Origin of the sequence: Nocardia sp. CA-129566 (assembly GCF_050956075.1) — a bacterium.
GTDB lineage: Bacteria > Actinomycetota > Actinomycetes > Mycobacteriales > Mycobacteriaceae > Nocardia.
Genome location: NZ_CP192085.1, coordinates 5,277,865 through 5,297,485, shown reverse-complemented (window position 1 = coordinate 5,297,485; position 19,621 = coordinate 5,277,865). Strand labels below are relative to the sequence as shown.

Annotated in this window: 17 protein-coding genes and 1 pseudogene; 12 read left to right on the top strand and 6 right to left on the bottom strand. The window is 66.0% G+C overall.

All coding sequences use genetic code 11. The annotated features are described in order from the left end of the window. Positions 1 to 117: 117 nt before the first annotated feature. Both ACQP0C_RS22855 and ACQP0C_RS22850 read right to left on the bottom strand, forming a co-directional pair. The gene (locus ACQP0C_RS22855; RefSeq protein WP_433722900.1) at positions 118 to 2,064 is read right to left on the bottom strand and encodes a glycoside hydrolase family 15 protein; all 1,947 of its coding nucleotides are present in this window, start codon (positions 2,062 to 2,064) and stop codon (positions 118 to 120) included. A gap of 387 nt (positions 2,065 to 2,451) precedes the next feature. Further along, entirely contained in the window at positions 2,452 to 2,721 is a 270-nt protein-coding gene (locus ACQP0C_RS22850) for a hypothetical protein (protein WP_433722898.1), read from the bottom strand. Between the two features lie 569 nt (positions 2,722 to 3,290). Here ACQP0C_RS22850 and ACQP0C_RS22845 point away from each other — a divergent pair. Then, positions 3,291 to 4,043 (top strand): FadR/GntR family transcriptional regulator, encoded by a 753-nt coding sequence (locus ACQP0C_RS22845; protein WP_433722896.1) that lies wholly within the window; start codon positions 3,291 to 3,293, stop codon positions 4,041 to 4,043. Further along, a complete protein-coding gene (locus tag ACQP0C_RS22840) occupies positions 4,040 to 4,771 on the top strand; it encodes a cache domain-containing protein (protein ID WP_433722894.1) in 732 nt (243 codons plus the stop codon). Before ACQP0C_RS22845 ends, ACQP0C_RS22840 begins: the two co-directional genes overlap by 4 nt. 66 nt (positions 4,772 to 4,837) lie before the next feature. Here ACQP0C_RS22840 and ACQP0C_RS22835 read toward each other — a convergent pair. Continuing rightward, positions 4,838 to 5,480: pseudogene (locus ACQP0C_RS22835) on the bottom strand (nitroreductase). Positions 5,481 to 5,548: 68 nt separating this feature from the next. After that, positions 5,549 to 6,505, bottom strand: coding sequence for a LysR family transcriptional regulator (locus tag ACQP0C_RS22830; RefSeq protein WP_433722892.1), 957 nt, complete (start codon positions 6,503 to 6,505; stop codon positions 5,549 to 5,551). Between the two features lie 64 nt (positions 6,506 to 6,569). Here ACQP0C_RS22830 and ACQP0C_RS22825 point away from each other — a divergent pair, with 64 nt between their 5' ends. The 10 genes from ACQP0C_RS22825 (at position 6,570) to ACQP0C_RS22780 (ending at position 17,125) form a co-directional block, all read left to right on the top strand. Then, the gene (locus ACQP0C_RS22825; protein ID WP_433722890.1) at positions 6,570 to 7,703 is read left to right on the top strand and encodes an XdhC family protein; all 1,134 of its coding nucleotides are present in this window, start codon (positions 6,570 to 6,572) and stop codon (positions 7,701 to 7,703) included. Between the two features lie 80 nt (positions 7,704 to 7,783). Beyond that, on the top strand, positions 7,784 to 8,674 hold the full coding sequence (locus ACQP0C_RS22820; RefSeq protein ID WP_433722888.1) for an FAD binding domain-containing protein: 891 nt from the start codon (positions 7,784 to 7,786) through the stop codon (positions 8,672 to 8,674). Positions 8,675 to 8,676: 2 nt separating this feature from the next. Further along, positions 8,677 to 9,195, top strand: coding sequence for a (2Fe-2S)-binding protein (locus ACQP0C_RS22815; RefSeq protein WP_433722886.1), 519 nt, complete (start codon positions 8,677 to 8,679; stop codon positions 9,193 to 9,195). Further along, complete coding sequence (locus tag ACQP0C_RS22810; protein WP_433722884.1) at positions 9,192 to 11,582, top strand: aerobic carbon-monoxide dehydrogenase large subunit; 2,391 nt, start codon at positions 9,192 to 9,194, stop codon at positions 11,580 to 11,582. Before ACQP0C_RS22815 ends, ACQP0C_RS22810 begins: the two co-directional genes overlap by 4 nt. Positions 11,583 to 11,607: 25 nt before the next feature. Further along, positions 11,608 to 12,501: an XdhC family protein gene (locus tag ACQP0C_RS22805; RefSeq protein WP_433722883.1), complete on the top strand. Its 894-nt coding sequence runs from the start codon at positions 11,608 to 11,610 to the stop codon at positions 12,499 to 12,501. Beyond that, positions 12,498 to 13,091 (top strand): nucleotidyltransferase family protein, encoded by a 594-nt coding sequence (locus ACQP0C_RS22800; RefSeq protein WP_433722881.1) that lies wholly within the window; start codon positions 12,498 to 12,500, stop codon positions 13,089 to 13,091. The genes ACQP0C_RS22805 and ACQP0C_RS22800 overlap by 4 nt, the downstream gene beginning before the upstream one ends. Continuing rightward, positions 13,091 to 13,975: an AAA family ATPase gene (locus ACQP0C_RS22795; RefSeq protein ID WP_433734626.1), complete on the top strand. Its 885-nt coding sequence runs from the start codon at positions 13,091 to 13,093 to the stop codon at positions 13,973 to 13,975. The genes ACQP0C_RS22800 and ACQP0C_RS22795 overlap by 1 nt, the downstream gene beginning before the upstream one ends. Before the next feature lie 13 nt (positions 13,976 to 13,988). Continuing rightward, positions 13,989 to 14,639, top strand: a complete 651-nt coding sequence (locus ACQP0C_RS22790) for an SRPBCC family protein (RefSeq protein WP_433722879.1) — start codon at positions 13,989 to 13,991, stop codon at positions 14,637 to 14,639. Continuing rightward, a complete protein-coding gene (locus tag ACQP0C_RS22785; RefSeq protein ID WP_433722877.1) occupies positions 14,636 to 15,835 on the top strand; it encodes a vWA domain-containing protein in 1,200 nt (399 codons plus the stop codon). Before ACQP0C_RS22790 ends, ACQP0C_RS22785 begins: the two co-directional genes overlap by 4 nt. A 276-nt stretch (positions 15,836 to 16,111) precedes the next feature. Beyond that, the gene (locus ACQP0C_RS22780; protein WP_433722875.1) at positions 16,112 to 17,125 is read left to right on the top strand and encodes an alcohol dehydrogenase catalytic domain-containing protein; all 1,014 of its coding nucleotides are present in this window, start codon (positions 16,112 to 16,114) and stop codon (positions 17,123 to 17,125) included. A 107-nt stretch (positions 17,126 to 17,232) separates the two neighbouring features. Here ACQP0C_RS22780 and ACQP0C_RS22775 read toward each other — a convergent pair whose 3' ends face one another. Then, positions 17,233 to 18,225: a TIGR03557 family F420-dependent LLM class oxidoreductase gene (locus ACQP0C_RS22775; RefSeq protein ID WP_433722873.1), complete on the bottom strand. Its 993-nt coding sequence runs from the start codon at positions 18,223 to 18,225 to the stop codon at positions 17,233 to 17,235. A gap of 201 nt (positions 18,226 to 18,426) precedes the next feature. Next, complete coding sequence (locus tag ACQP0C_RS22770; protein ID WP_433722871.1) at positions 18,427 to 19,554, bottom strand: carboxylate-amine ligase; 1,128 nt, start codon at positions 19,552 to 19,554, stop codon at positions 18,427 to 18,429. Positions 19,555 to 19,621 lie beyond the last annotated feature (67 nt).

Here is a 19,621-nt window from a genome sequence, read left to right as displayed (position 1 = left end):
CGATGATCTCGGCCTTTGATGCTCGACATCGCACAGTTGCCCAACTTCATGGCGACCCGACGGACGAAATCGCGCACACGGCAGCCGAATTGGCGGCAAGCGACTGAACCGTCAGGGTCAGCGGTGCATGTATCCCAGTGTGAATGACGCATCGTCCAGCCGTGGGGAGATCGATTCCCCGCCGAGTGCCTGCCGCAGTATGGTCTGTTCGTCCTGGATGACGTGCATGACGGCGTTGATCAGCGCGAGGTGGGTGAACGCCTGGGGGAAGTTGCCCCAGTGCCGTCCGCTTCGGGGGTCGATCTCCTCGGCGTAGAGGCCGAGTGGGCTGGCGTAGGCGAGCAGTTTCTCGCACAGCTGTCTGGCTCGCTTCTTTTCCCCGATCTCCGACAGCGCCGAGACCAGCCAGAACGAGCAGATCGTGAAGGCGCCTTCTTCCCCTGCGCAGCCATCGTCGGTTTCACCGACGCGGTAGCGCAATACGAGGTCGTCCTCGGTCAATTCGTCGGCGATGGCCATCACCGTATTGCGTACCCGCTCGTCGTCGGGGGGCAGGAAACGAACCAGCGGAATGAGCAGGGTCGAAGCATCCAGCGCCGTGCTGCCGTAGTGCTGGGTGAACACCTGCCGGGAGTCGACCGCATGCGCGCAGATGTCGGCGTGGATTTCGTCCGCGGCCTCTTGCCAGCGATGCGCGCGTTCGAAGTCCTGGTGGATGCGGGCCAGCCGGGCGCCGCGATCGGCGGCAACCCAGCACATCACCTTGCTGGAGGTGAAGTGTTGGGGCTCCCCGCGGACTTCCCAGATGCCATGGTCGGGCTTGCGCCAGTAGGTGAGGGCGCTTTTGACCGCGCGGCTCAGCACCAGCCAGGCTCGCGCGTCGATCTGGTCTTGGTTGCGCGCGTAGAGATAGACCGCGTCCAGCGCAGCGCCCCACACATCGTGCTGACGTTGCTGGTACGCGTCGTTGCCGATGCGCACGGGTGCGGCATTTTCGTAGCCGCGCAGGTGGGTGAGGATCTGCTCGGTGAGGTCGCTTTCGCCGCTGATGCCGTAGACGATCTGCATGTCCCGGACGTTTTCGGTCAAGTTCATGATGTAGGAGAAGAAGTCGTTCGCCTCCCAGCTGAAGCCCAGTGTGTACAGACCCCACAGCGCGAAGGCGGAGTCGCGTATCCACGAGTAGCGATAGTCCCAATTGCGTTGTCCGCCTGGGGTTTCGGGTAACGAGGTGGTGGCGGCGGCGCTGATGGCGCCGGTGGGTGCGAAGGTCAGCCCCTTGAGGGTCAGCGCGCTGCGGGTGAGCTGGGCGGCCCACGGATGGTCCGGAAACCGCCCGCCGGCCAGCCAGTGCCGCCAGTGGTGGATCGTCTGCAGCAGCCGGTCATCGGCCTCGTCGACGGCGCGGGGTGCGTCGCGACTACCCCAGGAAAGCGCGCAGAAGCGGGTGTCGCCTGCCTTCAGCAGGGTGCGCGCAAGCGCGTGCGTACCTTCCAGCCCCAAGCGCATGTCGGTGCTGAGCGTCAGTTGCAGATCGATCCCGTCGGCGCTGGCCTGTGCGAGATGGTAGCTGTCGAGGTACTCCCAACGAGCACGATGCCGGCCGTAGTCGAAGCACGGCTGGCAGTCGAGCCCGAACTGGATTTGCCCGGTCTCACAGCGCACCGTCCGCAGCAGAATGTGCTCGGCGTCGTAGTCGGTGGGGGTTCGACGATGGGCACTGCGGCCGGGTAGCTGGTGCCGCCACGGCCCGACCAGCAGCACATCGCGAACCGTCGCCCACCCTTCGCCACTGCGCCAACTCGTCTCCATGACCATCGTGCCGGGGACGTAGCGGCGATCGGTGGGCACCATCAGGTCGGCCGGGGCGAACCGGAACGAACCGGCGGAACGATCGAGTATGGCTGCGAAGACGCTGGGGGAGTCCATGCGGGGCAGACACATCCACTCGATGGTTCCGCTGGGGGCGATGAGTGCGGTGACCTCGCAGTCGGAGATGAAACCGTAGTCGTCGATGCGCGGGAACGCCGTGAGCCGCGGCGTGCGTTCGGTCTCGTCGTCCATGTGCTGCTCCCCTCGTCATCTCGGCGCTGAAATCCGGCCGGCTACTCCACGCGATTGCCTGGTAGACCGCCTTCCTTCGCGACCGAACGGCGAACGGGATCGGGGACGTGAGTGTTATGGCGTTTCCGAATAGCCCACCACCTCGGTGGTCGTGTCGGCAAGCCCGGAATTTGCTGCAACGTGAGGAGGGAGGGGGAGTCGTCCCGGATCCGGTGCAGACCCTGCCCTCTCGCTCGGTGGAGAACGCCCCGGTTCATCGAAACCGGGATCCGCAAGCTCATCGACTCGGTCGGCGACAGATGTCGTCGCCGCAGATGCACGATCCGACAAGGCAGATCTGTATCAGGCCGTCGAACTCCGCCTACGAACAGTCCACCCTTGGCGACGTTATGCCAATGTCTGCTTTCTGGCCGACAGCGGCAGCGGCGGAATGAGTTTCGTCCAGAATTCGCGGCGGACCGCATCCCATAGCTTCGCCAGTTCCGGGAAGAGTTCTCGCGCCCGCGCGAGATCCGGGTAGTTGCTCGGGCAGAAGGAAGCGACCTGCGAAGCATTGGATGCATTGCCCACGGCGATAATTGCGATCAGATGATGCTGAACCAAGCGCCACGTCACACAGAATCCATCGACTTCCGTTCGACGAAGATCCTCATCCATCTTCGACCCCCCGCCGCCGCACGCTCACCTTGTGCACTTGGTGACCGCTGTCAACCGGCCGCAGTCGACTATGCGCCGCCGTCTCGGCCGGCGCCTCAGCGTGGCCGCGGGTGCGCCGCCGGAGGTGCTCCGTGGGCCAGGTCGGATTCTCGGACATGGGGGAATTCCTGCTTCGATCGTGACGTCGGCGCGTCAAGGTGTCGGGTGGGGCAATTCACATGACGTTTAACATAAGATATTAGAGGTCATAGTTCAAGCTGTCGTCGGTAAAGATCGCATTAAGGTCCGGTGTTCCATCTAGCTCGCGCTTCATCGGCTGACAGTTCGGCCAGTAGCGGCGGTCGGATAGCCGAAGCCGAGGGGCGACATGCGGGGTCTTCCGCACCTGCGGTGGGGCAGGTCGGCGCTGGCTGGCTGCCTGCATCCACCGCCTCGGCGCCTCATGGTTGCCAATGTGGCCAGTGTGCCCCGAGTGCGCGGCAGAACCAGGGTACATCTAACTTTATAGTTCATATTTCAAGTGTTAGTGGCTAGAATTGTGTTGTGTTCACGTCATCCGAGGAGTCGTGTTGCCCCAGCAGAAGAGGATCGGATTGACCGCGCTCGGTGCCGTGCTGTCACCGCTCGAGGGTGGCGGTCCGAAGACCGAGGCTGTGGTGCAGCGGTTGTCTGCGGCGATCAGTCTCGGTGTGATGGTCGACGGCCAGCAGTTGCCGAGTGAGACCGATCTCGCCAACCAGCTGGGGGTATCGACAATGACTCTGCGGGAGGCGCTGGTCGTACTTCGGCAGCAGGGCATCGTCCACACCAAGCGCGGGCGTGGGGGCGGCAGCTTCATCAGCGCTTCGGCGGAGGTCTTCGAGAACACCTCGCTGGCGCGGTTGCAACAGATGAGCATCCAGGAACTGCGCGATCTGGGGGACGAGCATTTCGCCGTCGCCGGAGCGGTCGCGGTATTCGCCGCGCGCCGCGGGTTGCAGGCCGATATAGCCCGGCTTCGGGCCCTGGCCGACCGGCTGAAGGACAGCGTCGACCTCGTCTCTGCACGCCGGGCCGACAGCCGCTTTCACATCGAGATGGCGGTGTGCGCGCAGTCCACCCGGCTGACCCGCGCCGAGGTCGGGCTGCAGGCCGAGCTCTCCGCCCTGCTCTGGCTGCCGCGGCTGGAACTGGATCCGGCGGCCGAGGCGACCGTCCATCGTGATCTGGTGGACGCGATCGAACGAGAGGACGATGCCCGGGCGCGAGAACTGGCAGAATCGCAGACGGAATCACGCATCCGCCGCCTCGTCGCCTTACGCTTGGAGCTCAGTGATCGATGAGGGATACCGATAACGTTCCGGCCCCGGCGACCATCGAGTCGCTCGGTGATTCCGTCGCGAAACTGGCCCACGAGGTCTACCTGTCGCTGACAACCATCGGGACCGCGCTGACAACCCTGTGGGATCGTCTCACCGAGGAGCCGCGGTCCGCTCTCCGGTCGACCGATCTGGCATTGCTGCGCGAGATCATTCTCGGCGAAATCGAGCGGCACGGAAGACTGTTCAACGGAGCAGGCGTCGTGATGGCCGACGGCGTTCTCGCCGATTGCCCCCGACACCTGGAATGGTGGCTTCCGGACGCGCAGCGCCTGATCCTGGAATTGAATCCCGATAGTGAATACTTCTACGACTACACCAAAATGGAGTGGTTCACGGTTCCGCGCGACCAGGGTCGGCGCTGGGTACAGGGCCCGCACCTCGATTACGCGTGCACCGATGAGTACGTCTGCACATTCTCGATACCGGTCACCATCATGTCGGGAACATTTCTCGGCATTGCCGGTGCCGATGTGCCGGTTGCCGCGATCGAGGAGGTCTTGCTTCCGCGATTCCAGGCATTCGGTCAGCGGGTAGTGCTGGTCAATAGCGAAGGCCGCGTCATTATCGGGACCGATCCCGAATTCACGACCGGATCCAAGACGAGCCGGATGGACAGATCCGCGGCGACAGTCCCGGTCGAGGTGGTGCCTTGGTCGTTGCGTCCGTTGGGACCCACGACATCCCACTGAGCCTGTCCGGATAGCGATCCTGCCGCGTGCTCCCGGTACGCGCGGGCACCGAGTTGCACCTGGCGATCAGGCATCGTGGAATACCACGTTCTCATCGATGGCGCGGCGGCCGATGCGCAGATCATTCGCGGGGAAGGACGGGTCGGGGTAGCCGACCGCCAGACCGCACAGGACCGAAAGCTCCGTCGGGATAGCGAGCTGTGCATGGACGATCTCGGGATACCCCGCGATCGAGACCTGAACGCAAGTTCCCAGGCCGCGTGCCGTCAGGGCCAGGAGCAATGTCTGCAGGAACATCCCTACGCCGAGGGCATCGACACTGCCGAGGTCGTGGTGCATGCAGACGATACCGGCCAACGGCGCGCGGAAGAACTCCCAGTTGCGCAGCACCGCGACCCGTCTGGCCTCGATGTCTTCGCGAGCGATGCCCATCGACCCATAGACTTGGGCGCCCAGTTCCCGGCGCAGGTGCGCGAACGCATGGGGCAGGGGCGGGATTTTGGGCGGCCGGCTGCGGGCTTCGTGTAGTAAGGCGGCCACGAGACGGTCCCGGACAGCTCCGGAGGCGACACGGCTGGATATTGGAGTTCGATGGCGCACGGACCGCAAGGGCGAGCGCTTCATCCACCAATCTTCTCGGCACTGGTCGATCCGGCAAGAACATCCGCGTCGAATGGCGCTCCCTGATCGCTTCCTCGAGGTCGAACATGAGCTTGTCTCCCAGCATGGGCACCGATAGCGGTTCGTCGGTGGACTCCGTGGGGCCGAATACCGCGTTCAACTCCACAGCGTCACATGCACTTTCGGGCGGAACCGGGTGACGCCGACCCCGGACCCGCGGATCATCGCCTGGGTGCATCGCGGGGTGGTGATGAAGCGCAGCAGTTCCGACACCGCGGGCTGGCGGGTGTCGGGTGGCAGGGTGGTCGCGCACCACTCATCGGATACCTGAAGCCCGGCTCCTTTGATGTGGCTCAACCGACCGGCCGCGAGGTCGGAGGAGACGGCGAAGCCGATCGTCAGGGTGATGCCCCCGACCCGGCGGACCTCTTCGAGGGCGGCGGCGTCGCTCTGGAAGATCCGCTGGTGTGATTCGGGAATGGCCAACTCGCGCAGCATTGTCGCGATATGCCCGTCGACACTGCCGGCACCGGGGCCCAGCATCCACTGCTGCTCCCGCAGCTGCGCCGGATGCGGCGCGATATCCGCCAGTGGGCTGTCGGGGCGCGCGACCGAAATGATCTGATACTTCAGGAACGGCCGGGTGGTGATAGTCGTGTCGGTGTCGTCCTGCCCGGGACCCAGCGCGATGTCCACCGCACGAGTCTCGATCAAGCTGCGGAACTGGCTGGTGGGATGAACGCTCAGTTCGACCGACAGATCCTTGGCCCGCGCCGCGAACAGGTCGATGAGGCCGGGCGCGGCATGTTCGGCGAATGCGCTCGATGCCGCGATGCGCAGCAGCCGGCGGCCGTGCGCTGCCTCGCTCACCTCGATGGCGGTCTGGCGCTGCAGTCCGAGAATCTCGATCGCCCGGCTGGCCAGCCGCAATCCACCTGGCGTGAAGGCCAGACCGGCCGCCGTGCGGGTGAACAGCGGGTCGTCGAGCTCTTTACGCAGCTGGGCGATGTGCGTCGAGACACCGGCATCCGACATCCCCAGCTCTCTGGCCGCCGCATGGACGGAGCCGAGCCGCACCACGGTCGAGTAGGCCCGAAGCTGGGCGGGCGTCACAATCCGAGTCTAGTTTGGAGGTGGACGCGGCGCCCACAGCCGCATCGCGCCCGGAGGACGCACCATGCAGGACGTGCTCACGGATCTGATGACAACTTGGAATGCCGGGGGCACGGCTGGGGTCGCGACGGTCGTGCGGACCTTTCGTTCGGCGCCGCGACCGCCCGGCGCGGCCATGGTCGTCGCCCCGGACGGGACGGTCGGCGGTTCGGTTTCCGGTGGCTGCGTCGAAGGCGCGGTCTACGAACTCGCCACCGACGTCATCCGGACCGGTCGTCCGGTGCTGGAGCGGTTCGGCTTCTCCGATGACGACGCCTTCGCCGTCGGCCTCACCTGCGGCGGCATCATCGACATCTTCGTCGAGGCGATCTCGCGGGAATCGTTTCCGGACCTCGGCGAGGTCGCCGCGGACATCGCCGCCGACCGGCCGGTCGCGATCGCGACCGTCATCGAGCACCCCGACGCCGCCTGGGTAGGGCGACGGCTGCTGATCCGGCCGGGCACCGCACACGGCACCTTGGGGTCGGTGCGCGCCGACGATGCGGTGATCGATGATGCGCGCGGGCTGCTCGCGGCGGGCCGCAGCGAGGTGCTGTCCTACGGTCCGGACGGGCAGCGTCGCGGCGAGGGCATGGCGGTTTTCGTCGCCAGCTATGCCCGGCAGCCGCGGATGCTGGTATTCGGGGCGATCGATTTCGCCGCCGCCGTCGCACAGCAGGGATCGTTCCTCGGGTACCGGGTGACGGTGTGCGATGCGCGGCCGGTCTTCGCCACCTCCGCTCGATTCCCGACCGCCGATGAGGTCGTCGTCGACTGGCCGCACCGCTACCTGGCCGCGCAGATCGCGGCGGGTGCGATCGATTCGCAGACCGTTGTCTGCGTGCTGACCCACGATCCCAAGTTCGACGTTCCGCTGCTCGAGGTGGCGCTACGCGCGCCGGAGATCGGCTATGTCGGTGCCATGGGGTCGCGCCGCACGCACGACGAGCGCCTGACCCGGCTGCGAGAGGCCGGTCTCACCGACGAGCAACTCGCCCGGCTGGCCAGCCCGATCGGCCTGGATCTGGGCGGCCGGACACCCGAAGAGACGGCGGTGTCCATCGCGGCCGAGATCATCGCGCGCCGCTGGGGCGGACATGGCCGCTCACTGACCCGGACCGGCGGCCGCATTCACCACCGGGCGCAAACAGCGAGTTAAGTGATTGCTTAATTCGGGCTTGACGATCGCATCAGCGGGGCAGAGGCTGATCTTCTTCCCATTGATGTGAGGTAGATCACATGCAAGTTCCTGGGCCATTCGAATATGAGCGCGCAACGGGCGTGGATCACGCCATCGGACTACTGGACCGGCTCGGCGAAGAGGCGCGCATCGTCGCGGGCGGGCACAGCCTGCTTCCGATGATGAAGCTGCGTCTGGCCAATCCGGAATATCTCATCGACATCAACGACCTGGCTGCCGAACTGGGATACATCGTTACCGATCCGACCCTGGTTCGCATCGGTGCGATGGTCCGGCATCGGCATTTGCTCGAGTCCGACGATCTCGCCGTGGTGTGCCCGATCTTCCGTGACGCCGAGCGCGTGATCGCCGATCCGGTGGTGCGCAACCGCGGCACCATCGGCGGCTCGCTGTGCCAGGCCGATCCCGCCGAAGACCTCTGCACGGTCTGCACGGTCCTCGGTGCGACCTGCCTGGTGCGCGGCCCGTCCGGCGACCGGGAGATCGCGATGGACGAGTTCCTGGTCGGTCCGTACGAAACCGCGATGTCGCACAACGAACTTCTGATCGAGATCCGAATTCCGGTGCGGCATCGGACATCGAGTGCCTACGTGAAGGTAGAGCGCCGGGTCGGCGACTGGGCGATCGCGGCGGCAGGTGCGACCGTGACACTGCACGGCGAGGCGATAGCGGCCGCACGGATCGGTCTGACGGCGGTCAACCCCGATCCGGCGGCGGTCGCTGCCGCGGTGGACGCGCTCATCGGTGAGCCGCCCACCGAAGAGGTTTTCGCGGAGGCGGGCCGCCGGGCGAGCGCAGCGTGCTCACCTGTCTCCGATGCGCGCGGCAGCGCGGACTACAAGCTCCATCTCGCCTCCGAACTGACGATTCGCGCGCTGCGCACCGCGGTTGAGCGCGTACTGAATGAATCTGCGCTGGAAGGGAATTAGCCATGCAGGTAACCATGACCGTCAACGGTGAGCCGGTGACCGCGGAGGTCGAGCCACGCACCCTGCTCGTGCATTTTCTGCGAGATCAGTTGCGGCTCACCGGAACCCACTGGGGCTGTGACACCAGCAACTGCGGCACCTGTGTGGTGGAGGTCGACGGCGAACCGGTGAAGTCGTGCACGATGCTGGCCGTCATGGCGGGCGGCCGTTCGGTGCGCACCGTCGAGGGGCTCGAGGTGGACGGCCAACTCGACCCCGTGCAGGAGGGCTTCATGCAGTGTCACGGGTTGCAGTGCGGATTCTGCACGCCCGGAATGATGATCACCGCCCGCGCCCTGCTCGACCGCAATCCGAATCCCGACGAGCAGACCATCCGGGAGGCGATCTCCGGCCAGATCTGCCGCTGCACCGGATATACCACCATCGTGCGGTCGATCCAGTGGGCCGCGGCGAAGCAACGAGGCGAAGCGGCCGAGCCCGAGCCCGCCGCCACGCCGACGCCGGTAGGGAGCACATCATGACCACCGTCGAATCCCGGCCCGAAGACCGAGTCGACAACGACCGCAAGCCGTGCGGTCACGGCAGGATGCTCCGCAAAGAGGATCCGCGGTTCATTCGCGGACGCGGCAACTACGTCGACGACGTGCAGTTGCCCGGCATGCTGCATATGGCGATCCTGCGTTCCCCGTTCGCGCACGCGCGGATCGTGAGCGTCGATGTCTCAGCGGCGCAGGCACATCCGAAGGTCAAGGCGGTCGTCACCGGTGCGGATCTGGCGGCTAAGGGACTGGCCTGGATGCCGACGCTGTCCAACGATGTGCAGGCGGTGCTGGCGACGGACAAGGTCCGGTTCCAGGGCCAGGAGGTGGCCTTCGTCGTCGCCGAGGATCGCTACTCCGCGCGTGATGCGTTGGAGCTGATCAATGTCGAGTACGAGATGGTCGATCCGGTGATCGACGCCCGGACCGCACTGGCACCCGATACGCCGGTGATCCGCGATGACCTCGAAGGCAAGCGGGACAACCACTGCTTCGACTGGGAGACCGGCGACGCCGCCGCGACCGAGGCGGTGTTCGCGCGCGCCGATGTCATCGTCAAGCAGGAGATCGTCTATCCACGAGTGCATCCCGCCCCGATGGAAACCTGCGGCGCCGTCGCGGATCTCGATCCCGTGACGGGCAAGCTCACGCTGTGGTCGACGAGCCAGGCCCCGCATGCCCACCGCACGATCTACGCGATGGTGGCCGGACTACCCGAACACAAGATCCGGGTGATCTCACCCGATATCGGCGGTGGCTTCGGCAACAAGGTGCCCATCTATCCGGGATATGTCTGCGCCATCGTCGGGTCGCTTTTGCTGGGCAAACCGGTGAAATGGATGGAGGATCGCAGCGAGAATCTCACCAGCACCGGGTTCGCCCGCGACTACATCATGCTCGGTGAGATCGCGGCCACCACCGAGGGAAAGATCCTGGCCATCCGGTCGACCGTGCTCGCCGATCACGGCGCCTTCAACGGCACGGCCGCGCCGTTGAAGTATCCGGCAGGCTTCTTCGGCGTCTTCACCGGTAGCTACGATATCGAGGCCGCCTACTGCAAGATGACCGCGGTCTACACCAATAAGGCCCCCGGCGGTGTCGCCTACGCGTGCTCGTTCCGGATCACCGAGGCCGTCTACTTCGTCGAGCGGCTGGTGGACTGCCTCGCTTACGAGCTGAAGATGGATCCCGCCGAGCTGCGGCTGCGGAATCTCCTTCGCGCCGAACAGTTCCCGTACACCAGCAAGACCGGCTGGGTCTACGACTCCGGCGACTACGAGAAGACCCTGCGCCTGGCGATGGACATGATCGGCTACGACGCCCTGCGCAAGGAACAGCGGGATAAGCGCGCTCGCGGCGAATTGATGGGCATCGGGATGTCCTTTTTCACCGAGGCTGCGGGTGCGGGTCCGCGCAAGGATATGGACATCCTCGGACTCGGCATGGCCGACGGGTGCGAGCTGCGCGTGCATCCGACCGGCAAAGCCGTTGTGCGGCTATCGGTTCAGACCCAGGGGCAGGGGCACGAGACGACGTTCGCCCAGATCGTCGCCGAGGAACTCGGCATACCGCCCGACGATATCGATGTCGTGCACGGTGACACCGATCAGACACCGTTCGGCCTGGGCACCTATGGCAGTCGGTCGACACCGGTCTCGGGCGCCGCTGCCGCGCTGGTGGCGCGGAAGGTGCGCGACAAGGCGAGGATCATCGCGTCCGGCATGCTCGAGGTCTCCGTCGCCGACCTCGAGTGGGAGAAGGGCTCGTTCCACGTCACGGGCGATCCGTCCGCGGCCGTGACGATCCAGCAGATCGCGATGCGCGCACACGGCGCCGGTGATCTGCCCGAGGGCATCGAGGGCGGACTCGACGCGCAGATCTGTTACAACCCGGAGAATCTCACCTTCCCGTATGGTGCGTACTTCTGCGTCGTCGACATCGACCCTGGGACGGCCGTGGTGAAAGTGCGGCGCTTCCTCGCCGTCGACGACTGCGGCACCCGGATCAACCCGATGATCATCGAGGGCCAGGTGCACGGCGGTCTCACCGACGGCATCGGCATGGCGCTGATGGAGATCATGGCCTTCGATGAGGACGGCAACTGCCTCGGCGGATCCCTGATGGACTACCTCATCCCGACCGCACTCGAGGTTCCGCATTTCGAGACCGGGTACACCGTCACCCCCTCGCCGCACCACCCGATCGGTGCGAAAGGCATCGGCGAATCGGCCACGGTCGGATCACCGCCCGCGGTGGTCAATGCGGTGGTGGATGCGTTGGCGCCGTTCGGAGTTCGGCACGCCGATATGCCGCTGACGCCGTCGCGGGTGTGGGAGGCGATGCAGGGCCGGGCCACACCGCCGATCTGAGTGGGTGCGAGCGATGGGATCACCGATGAAGATGACGGAGCGCGCACAGCAGCTGGTCCGAACCCGGACGCCGTTCGTGCACGCGACCGTCGTGCGCGCGCAGCAGCCGACCTCGGCGCACGCCGGGGACGAGGCGATCCTGTTGCAGGACGGGACGATCGAAGGATTCGTCGGCGGCCAGTGCGCCCAGAACTCGGTCCGCAAGGCGGCGCTGGGTGCCCTGCAGTCGCACGAGAGTGTGCTGCTGCGCGTGCTGCCCGACGGCGATCTGCATTTTCCCGAAGCGCCGGGCGCGGCGGTGGTGGTGAATCCCTGTCTGTCCGGCGGCGCGTTGGAGATATTCCTCGAGCCGCAGATCCCGGCGCCGCTGATGCGCATCTGCGGCGCGACACCCATCGCCGACGCCTTGGCCGACGCGTGCGAACTGGTGGGTTTCGGGGTGCAGCGCAGTGCTGCCGAAGTCGACTCGCTGGATTCGCTGGCCGATACGACGGCGGTGGTGATCGCCAGCCATGGTGGCCCGGAAGCCGAGATGATCCGCGTCGCGCTCGACGCGGGTGTGGGGTATGTCGGGCTGGTGGCCAGCAGGATTCGGGGCGCGTCGATCCTCGACGAACTCGAATTGACCGACGCCGAGCGGGCTCGTGTGCGCACCCCGGTGGGTTTGCCGATCGGCGCGAAGACGTCGGCGGAGATAGCCGTCTCGATTGTCGCGGAAGTGATCCAGGCCGTCCGCAAGGGTGGCTTGGCCGTCACGCCCCACGCGGCGAATGTCGCTGTCGAGGTGCTCGATCCAGTGTGCGGCATGACCGTGGCGGTCGGGCCGGACACACCACATCTCACCATCGACGATGTCGACTACTGGTTCTGCGGCTCCGGCTGCCGCAATTCCTTCGCAGCGACGAAGACGGGCTCATGACCAACGGGGTCGTCACCGGAGTGGTACTCGCCGCTGGAACCTCACGGCGTCTCGGCACCGCGAAACAGGTGCTGTCGTACCGGAATACGACGGTTCTCGGCGCGACCCTCGACGTGGTGCGATCCTGCGCCTTCGATCAGATCATCGTCACGCTCGGCGGCGCGGCGGCGGCGGTGCGCCAGCAGGTCGATCTCACCGGGGTGGAGGTTGTCATGGCCGATGACTTCGATTCTGGCTGTGCGTCGTCGTTGCGTTCGGCCCTGAGTTCGGTGCATCCCCAGGCCGCTGGAATCGTGCTGATGCTCGGTGATCAACCGGGTCTGTCGGCGGCGACCGTCGACCGACTGATCGCCGAGGGAACGTCCACCGCGATCACGGTCTGCCGCTACCACGACGGCATCGGGCATCCATTCTGGCTGAGTCGCAGCATATTCGGCGAGTTGGCCCGATTGCACGGCGACAAGGCCGTGTGGAAGATCATCGAGTCGGGTCGCGTCCCGGTGTCGCGGCTCGACATCGACGCACCGATGCCCTTGGACGTCGACACCTGGGACGACTACGAGCGCCTGCGCGCCGCGACGTCGCCATGATGTCGCCGTTCGACGATATCGAGGACGTGGTGCGCCGATTCGACGCCGACGACTACCTGCTCGATATCGGAACCGCCACCGCCTTCTATCTGGCCACCACGTTGGGGCGGCCACTGCTGCTGGAAGGCGAACCGGGAGTGGGCAAGACGACGGCGGCGAAGACGCTGGCCACCGTGCTCGGTGCACCGCTGATCCGCCTGCAATGCTACGAGGGCCTGACCGTCAGCGAATCGCTGTACGACTGGAATTATCAGCGTCAGCTGCTCAGCATCCGGCTCGCCGAGGCGCGCGGCGCCGACCTCACCGAAGCCGACCTGTTCACCGAGGCATTTCTGGTCGACCGCCCGATCCTGCGCTGTGCACGATATCGCGGCCCGACGCCCCCGGTGCTGTTGATCGATGAAATCGACCGTGCCGATGACGAATTCGAAGCCCTGCTGCTCGAATTCCTCGGTGAGGCCACGGTGACCGTTCCCGAACTCGGGACCTTTGTCGCCGAGCACCCGCCGCTCGCGGTGCTGACCTCGAACCGCAGTCGCGATCTGCACGACGCGTTGCGGCGGCGCTGCCTCTATCACTGGATCGACTATCCGGAACCGGCCCGTGCGGTGGCGATCGTGCGACGCACCGTGCCCGGAGCCACCGACGCGCTGATCGAGCACGCCACCCAATTCGTCGGCCGCGCCCGCGATCTCGATCTCGACAAGCCGCCCGGCGTCGCCGAGACCATCGATTGGATCGCCGCGCTGGTGACGCTCGGCGTCGCCGATCTCACCGCGCCAGCCGCGGTCGCCGCACTGAGCGCGCTGGCGAAGACACCCGACGACCGCGCCACCGTCCACGAGGCATTTGTCGAATACACCCAAGGCCTGGCTACCGGATGAGAGGGATGCTCCGATGAAAATCGCCAATGAGTTCACCGTCCACGCACCCGTCGAGCGGGCATGGGCGGTGCTGACCGATCTCGAACAGGTGGTTCCGCTCATGCCCGGCGCACAGATGGTCGGCTGGGAGGGCGAGGACTTCCTCGGCAAACTGAAGGTCAAAGTCGGCCCGGTGACCAGCGAATTCACCGGGAAGGCGAATTTCGTCGAGCGCGACGAACACGACCATCGCGCCGTCATCAACGGCAGCGGCCGGGATTCACGCGGATCCGGAAACGCAGCGGCGACCATCACCACCCAACTGCGCGAAGACGGCGACAGGACCCGGGTCACCGTGGACACCGACCTCAAGATCGTCGGCAAGCTCGCCCAGTTCGGCAGTGGGATGTTGCAGCAGGTGTCCGAGAAGATGATGGGTCAATTCGTCGCATCTCTGGAAGAGAAACTCGCAGCGGGCGATTCGGTCGCCGCGGCAGCGGCGGCCGGGCCGGACAGCCGAGAGGCGCGGCCGCAACCGGTCGCGCAAACCGAGCCCGAGCCACTCGATCTCGTCGAACTCGTCGGGCCCGCGATGATCAAGAAGTATGCACCCGCGATCGCGTTCGTCCTCGCGTTCGTGCTCGGAATCATCCTGGTGCGCAGGCGGATGCGCGGGAAGCGATGACGCGGGCGGCACTGCTGCGCGGCGTCGATCTGGCGGCATTCGCTGTCGCGGTGGTCGCGCGGCTGCGGCGCGGTGGCGTTGCGGTGGCGCCGAGCGGGCCTGCGCTGTTCGTGCAGGCCTTGCGTCGCATGGTGCCGCGCTCGCGCACCGAACTCTACTGGGCCGCGCGACTCACGCTGGTCGATCGCATGCAGGATCTCGCCGCCTTCGACGCGGTCTTCGCGGCGGTATTCGCCGACGCGGTGCTGGGGGTGGACCCGCCGAGCCGAACGCACGGACTGGCGACCGAACGCGCATCGGCACCGAGCACGGGCGGACCGGGACAGCCTCGGCAAGGCGGTGAAGTCCCTTGGGCGACACTGCAATCAGCGACGGGTGCCGACCACGCCACCGACCAGGGGGTGGCGCTGCCGGACGTGCTGCCGAGCCGGTTCGCGGCACGGGAACAGGAGCCGTTCGATCGCTTCGATCCGGACGATCTGCGGACGGTCGGCACCTGGCTGGAGCAGGCGTCGGCGCGCTGGCCGCAGCGCCGCAGCGGGCGCTACGCGAACCATCCGCACGGTAAGCGAATCGACTTCCGGGCGACGATGAACAACTCCCGCCGCACCGGCTGGGAGTCGGCGGTGCTGGTCCGCACTCGTCCCCGCCGCCGCCCGCGTCGAATCGTCATGATCTGCGACGTCAGCCGCTCGATGCAGCCGTATTCGACGATCTATCTGCATCTGATGCGGGCCGCGATGCAGCGCCGTTCGCCCGATCGCCCCGAGGTGTTCGCCTTCTCCACCTCGCTGACCAGGTTGACCTCAATGCTTGCGCACCGCTCCCCGGATGTCGCGGTGGCCCGGGCCAACGACAAGGTGGTCGACCGCTACGGCGGCACGCATATCGGCCGGTGCCTCGGCACGCTGCTCGCGACTCCGTCCGGCAACGCGGTGCGTGGCGCCGTCGTCGTGATCGCATCCGACGGCTGGGACAGCGACACGCCCGATGTCCTCGCCCGTGCGATGGCCCGGGTCCGGCGTCGGGCTTGGCGGGTCATCTGGCTCAATCCCCGCGCGGGCGACTCCCGATTCCAGCCGACCACCGGTGCGATGGCGGCGGCCCTGCCGTACTGCGACATGATGATGCCCGCACACACGCTGGCGGGTATGCACGCGTTCATGCAAGCCCTGGCATCGACGATCGTCACCTGATGGCAGGGCCGATTCGTCGACGGTACCGCTCGGCGAACGTATGATTCTCACGGCATCGTTTTGGACCGGTGCCTTGTGCACTGGGGCGTGCGATGCCCCGCAGAATCGATGACGACCCCGTCGGCTGGCCATTGCAAAGTGGGACGACCAGCCCGTGACAACTGTTGTTTCATCTGGTGCCCGATACCGTTTCGAGAATTCCCGGCGCCGCTGCCCTCGATCCCGCTGCGGTGAGGTCGCCGACGCCGCCGCTCTCCAAGGAAAGCGAGGATACCGATGTCCACTCATCAGGCTGTGCACGTGGAGTCCGCCGGTGCGGCGTTGAAGCTGGTCGATGTCGAAACCACCGCCCCGCCTCGCGACCATGTGCGCCTCGCGGTCTCAGCGTGCGGGATCTGCGGCACCGACCGTGCGTTCGTCGGCGGCGGGTTCCCGAATATGTCGTGGCCGCTGACACCGGGGCATGAGATCGCGGGCACGATCGCCGAACTCGGCGCCGGTGTCGACAACTACGCCGTCGGAGACCGTGTCGCTGTGGGCTGGTTCGGTGGGTATTGCGGCAAGTGCGTCCCATGCCGGAAAGGCGATTTCATCCACTGCCGGAAAATGCAGGTCCCCAGCTGGCAGTATCCGGGCGGATATGCCGAGTCGGTGACCGTACCGGCCAATGCGCTAGCCCGCATCCCTGACGAACTTTCCCTGACCGAGGCCGCTCCGATGGGTTGTGCCGGAGTCACTACCTACCACGCACTTCGCGAAACCAGGGCGGTGCCCGGCGACCGCGTCGCCGTTCTGGGGCTCGGCGGCTTGGGCCACCTCGGTGTGCAGTTCGCCCGGGCGATGGGCTTCGAGACGATCGCGATCGCTCGCGGCGCGGACAAGGCCGAGGACGCCCACGCGCTCGGTGCCCACCACTACATCGACTCGACCGCCGGCGACGTCGGCAAAGCGATGCGCGGGCTCGGCGGTGCGTCGGCCGTTCTGGGGACCGTGGGCAACGCCGCGGCCATGGCCGAAACGGTCGGTGGACTGCTTCCGCGCGGTGAGCTGATCGCCATCGGCGTCAGCGGCGAGCCATTGCCGATCAGCCCGATGCAGCTGATCGGGCCCGGACTCAGCGTCACCGGCCACGCCTCCGGCACCGCGCGCGATATCGAGGAAACGATGCAATTCGCGGTCCTATCCGGCGTGCGCACGCGAATCCAGGAACGGCCACTGGATCAAGCCGCCGAGGCATATGCCGCAATGGAACAGGGACGGGCCCGATACCGCATGGTCCTCACGGTCTGACCCCATCGGGGTCGGCCGCAGCACAGGCTGATCCGACAGCGGCTGATCGCCTGGGCCCCGCATCCGCACGGCCTGTCTCGATCTGGGGTGCTCGAGTGTGGTCCCGCTCAGGAATCACGTTGGGCGGCGCGAAGTTTCGCTAGCAGCGGCGCGGCCGCTTCGGCGAGGAACCGGTCCTGCTGCTCGTCGCCGACCTGCACCAGGGCGATATCGGTGAACCCCGCGTCCTGAAAGGGCCGCATCGCCGACACGATGGCATCGAGGTCGGGACCGCAGGCGATCGTCTCGGCGATGTCCTGCGGGCGCACGAACTGCGTAACGGCCGCGAAACCCGCGGGTGTGGGTAGGTTCGAGTTGACGTCCCAGCCGCTCGCCGACCATCGGAACTGCTCGTGAGCACGCCCAACAGCCTTGTCGCGGTCGGTGTCCCAACTGATGGGCAGTTGCCCTGTCACGCGCGACGCTGGCGCACCGGAGTTGTTCGCGCGCACGCTATGCCACGATCGGACCAGCTCGGCCTCGGGGGTGGTGCTGATCATCTCGTCGGCCAGCGGTGCGAATCGTCGCACCGAGCGCGGTCCGGATACCGCGACCGCGATCGGCACCGGCTGTTGCGGAAGATCCCAGATCCTGGCGGCATCGATGCGGTACCAGTGGCCCTGCCGATTGACTGTGCCGCCCGCGTGTAGGTCGCGAATGATGCCGATGGCCTCCGCGAGCCGGTCCTGTCGCTCATCCAGCCCGGGCCAGCCCGCGCCGATGACGTGTTCGTTGAGGCTCTCGCCGCTCCCGAGACCGAGAGTGAACCTTCCCTCCGAGAGGATCTGCAGGGTCGCCGCCTGCTGGGCCACGATCGCCGGGTGGTATCGCATGGTCGGGCACGTCACGTAGGTCATCAGGGGAATCCGCCGGGTCGCCTGTGCGACGGCCCCGAGCACCGTCCACGCATGCGGCGCGTGGCCCTGTTCCTCGAGCCAGGGCGAATAATGGTCGCTGCTGACCAGGAAGTCGAAGCCCGCATGCTCGGCGGCGACGGCGTAGCGAATGAGCTCGCGCGGCCCACTCTGCTCGGTCATCAGCGTGTATCCGAATCGGGTCACTGTCGCTCCTTGTTGCTCGAGTGGTGGGATATTCGGTGGCTACCCGCGCACGGCCTAGTTATGGGTGACACTCCCGACACAGTCGAACGAGATCGAAATCCGACCCCAATACCCTTGATGCGAGCCCAATGATGAGGACCGCGATTCCGATGGTCCAGAGGATCGGGATGCTGAACAATTCCGCGAACGTATTTCGGAAATTCAGCTGCTCGAGGGGAATTCGTACGCGGATGGAGAGTTCATCAACCGGAACGATCCGAGGAGTTCTTTCAGTCCGAGCCTTGCCGCTATTCGCTGTCGTGCGGCACCGGTTCCGCGCTGTTCCAGTGCGGTCAGCAATTGTTTGGCGACAGCGGTGTCGCCGGCTTCATCGAGTTCGTCGGCGATCCACTCGATCAGATTGCCCAGCATTCTCACGGCGGGCACCTGTACTTCCTCGACCGGATCGACCGCGGGTCCAGTGAGGCCATGTCGGGCCGCCGACCACACCGCGGCCGCCCCGACCTGTTCGTCGATGCGCGGGCCCTCGATTCCGGCTTCCAGTTTGCGGATGGCCGTTTGCACCAGCCCACGGGTCAGTACGGCCTGGAGGACGGCATCGTCAACCGTTGCGGCAGTGTCGGCGGCGCGAACTTCTACAGTGGGGTACACGTCCGAGGGGCGAGCCAGCCAGAACGACATGTGCCCGTCGATGAGGACGCCGGATTCGACGAGTGTCGCCACTCTGTCCTCGTAATCGTCGGCCGAACGCGCAAAGGGCGGCAGCCCCGAACCCGGGAACCGAGACAGCTCGGCGATCCGCCATGAGCTGTAGCCGGAGTCGTGACCGTCGTGGAAGGGCGAATTCGCGCCGACCGCTATCAAGGTCGGCAACCATGGGCGGAGATGATTCACCACGGCGACGGCTTGGTCGGCCCCGTCGACACCGATATGCACATGCGCGCCGCAGGCGGTATAGGTTTGCGCCATTTTTCGATATCTGCTGTGTATACGCGCATATCGGCTGTCCTCGGTGCCGCCACAATACGGAGTACCGCAGACAGGCGCGTACCCGATCGGGAGAACGAACAGTTTGCAGTCGCGCCCGGCGGTCGCGAGCATTCCGCGCGCAGCGCGCAAATCTGACCGCAAGGTTTCCATCGCCGTATGGACGAGGCTGACCGACTCGATCTGAACTCGTTGCAACTCCGGTTTGAATCTGATCGATTCATCGGGCCCCAGATTCGTGCGCATCCATGTGATGACGGCATCCACCGCCGGTACCGGCACTCCACCGACGTCGAGTAGGAGAAATTCTTCCTCGAAACCGACTGTGCGCCGCTGCCGCATCGGATCTACTTTCGTCGCCCACGCTCCTGCTCGCCAACATACCCACGAAATGTCATGGCAAACAGTC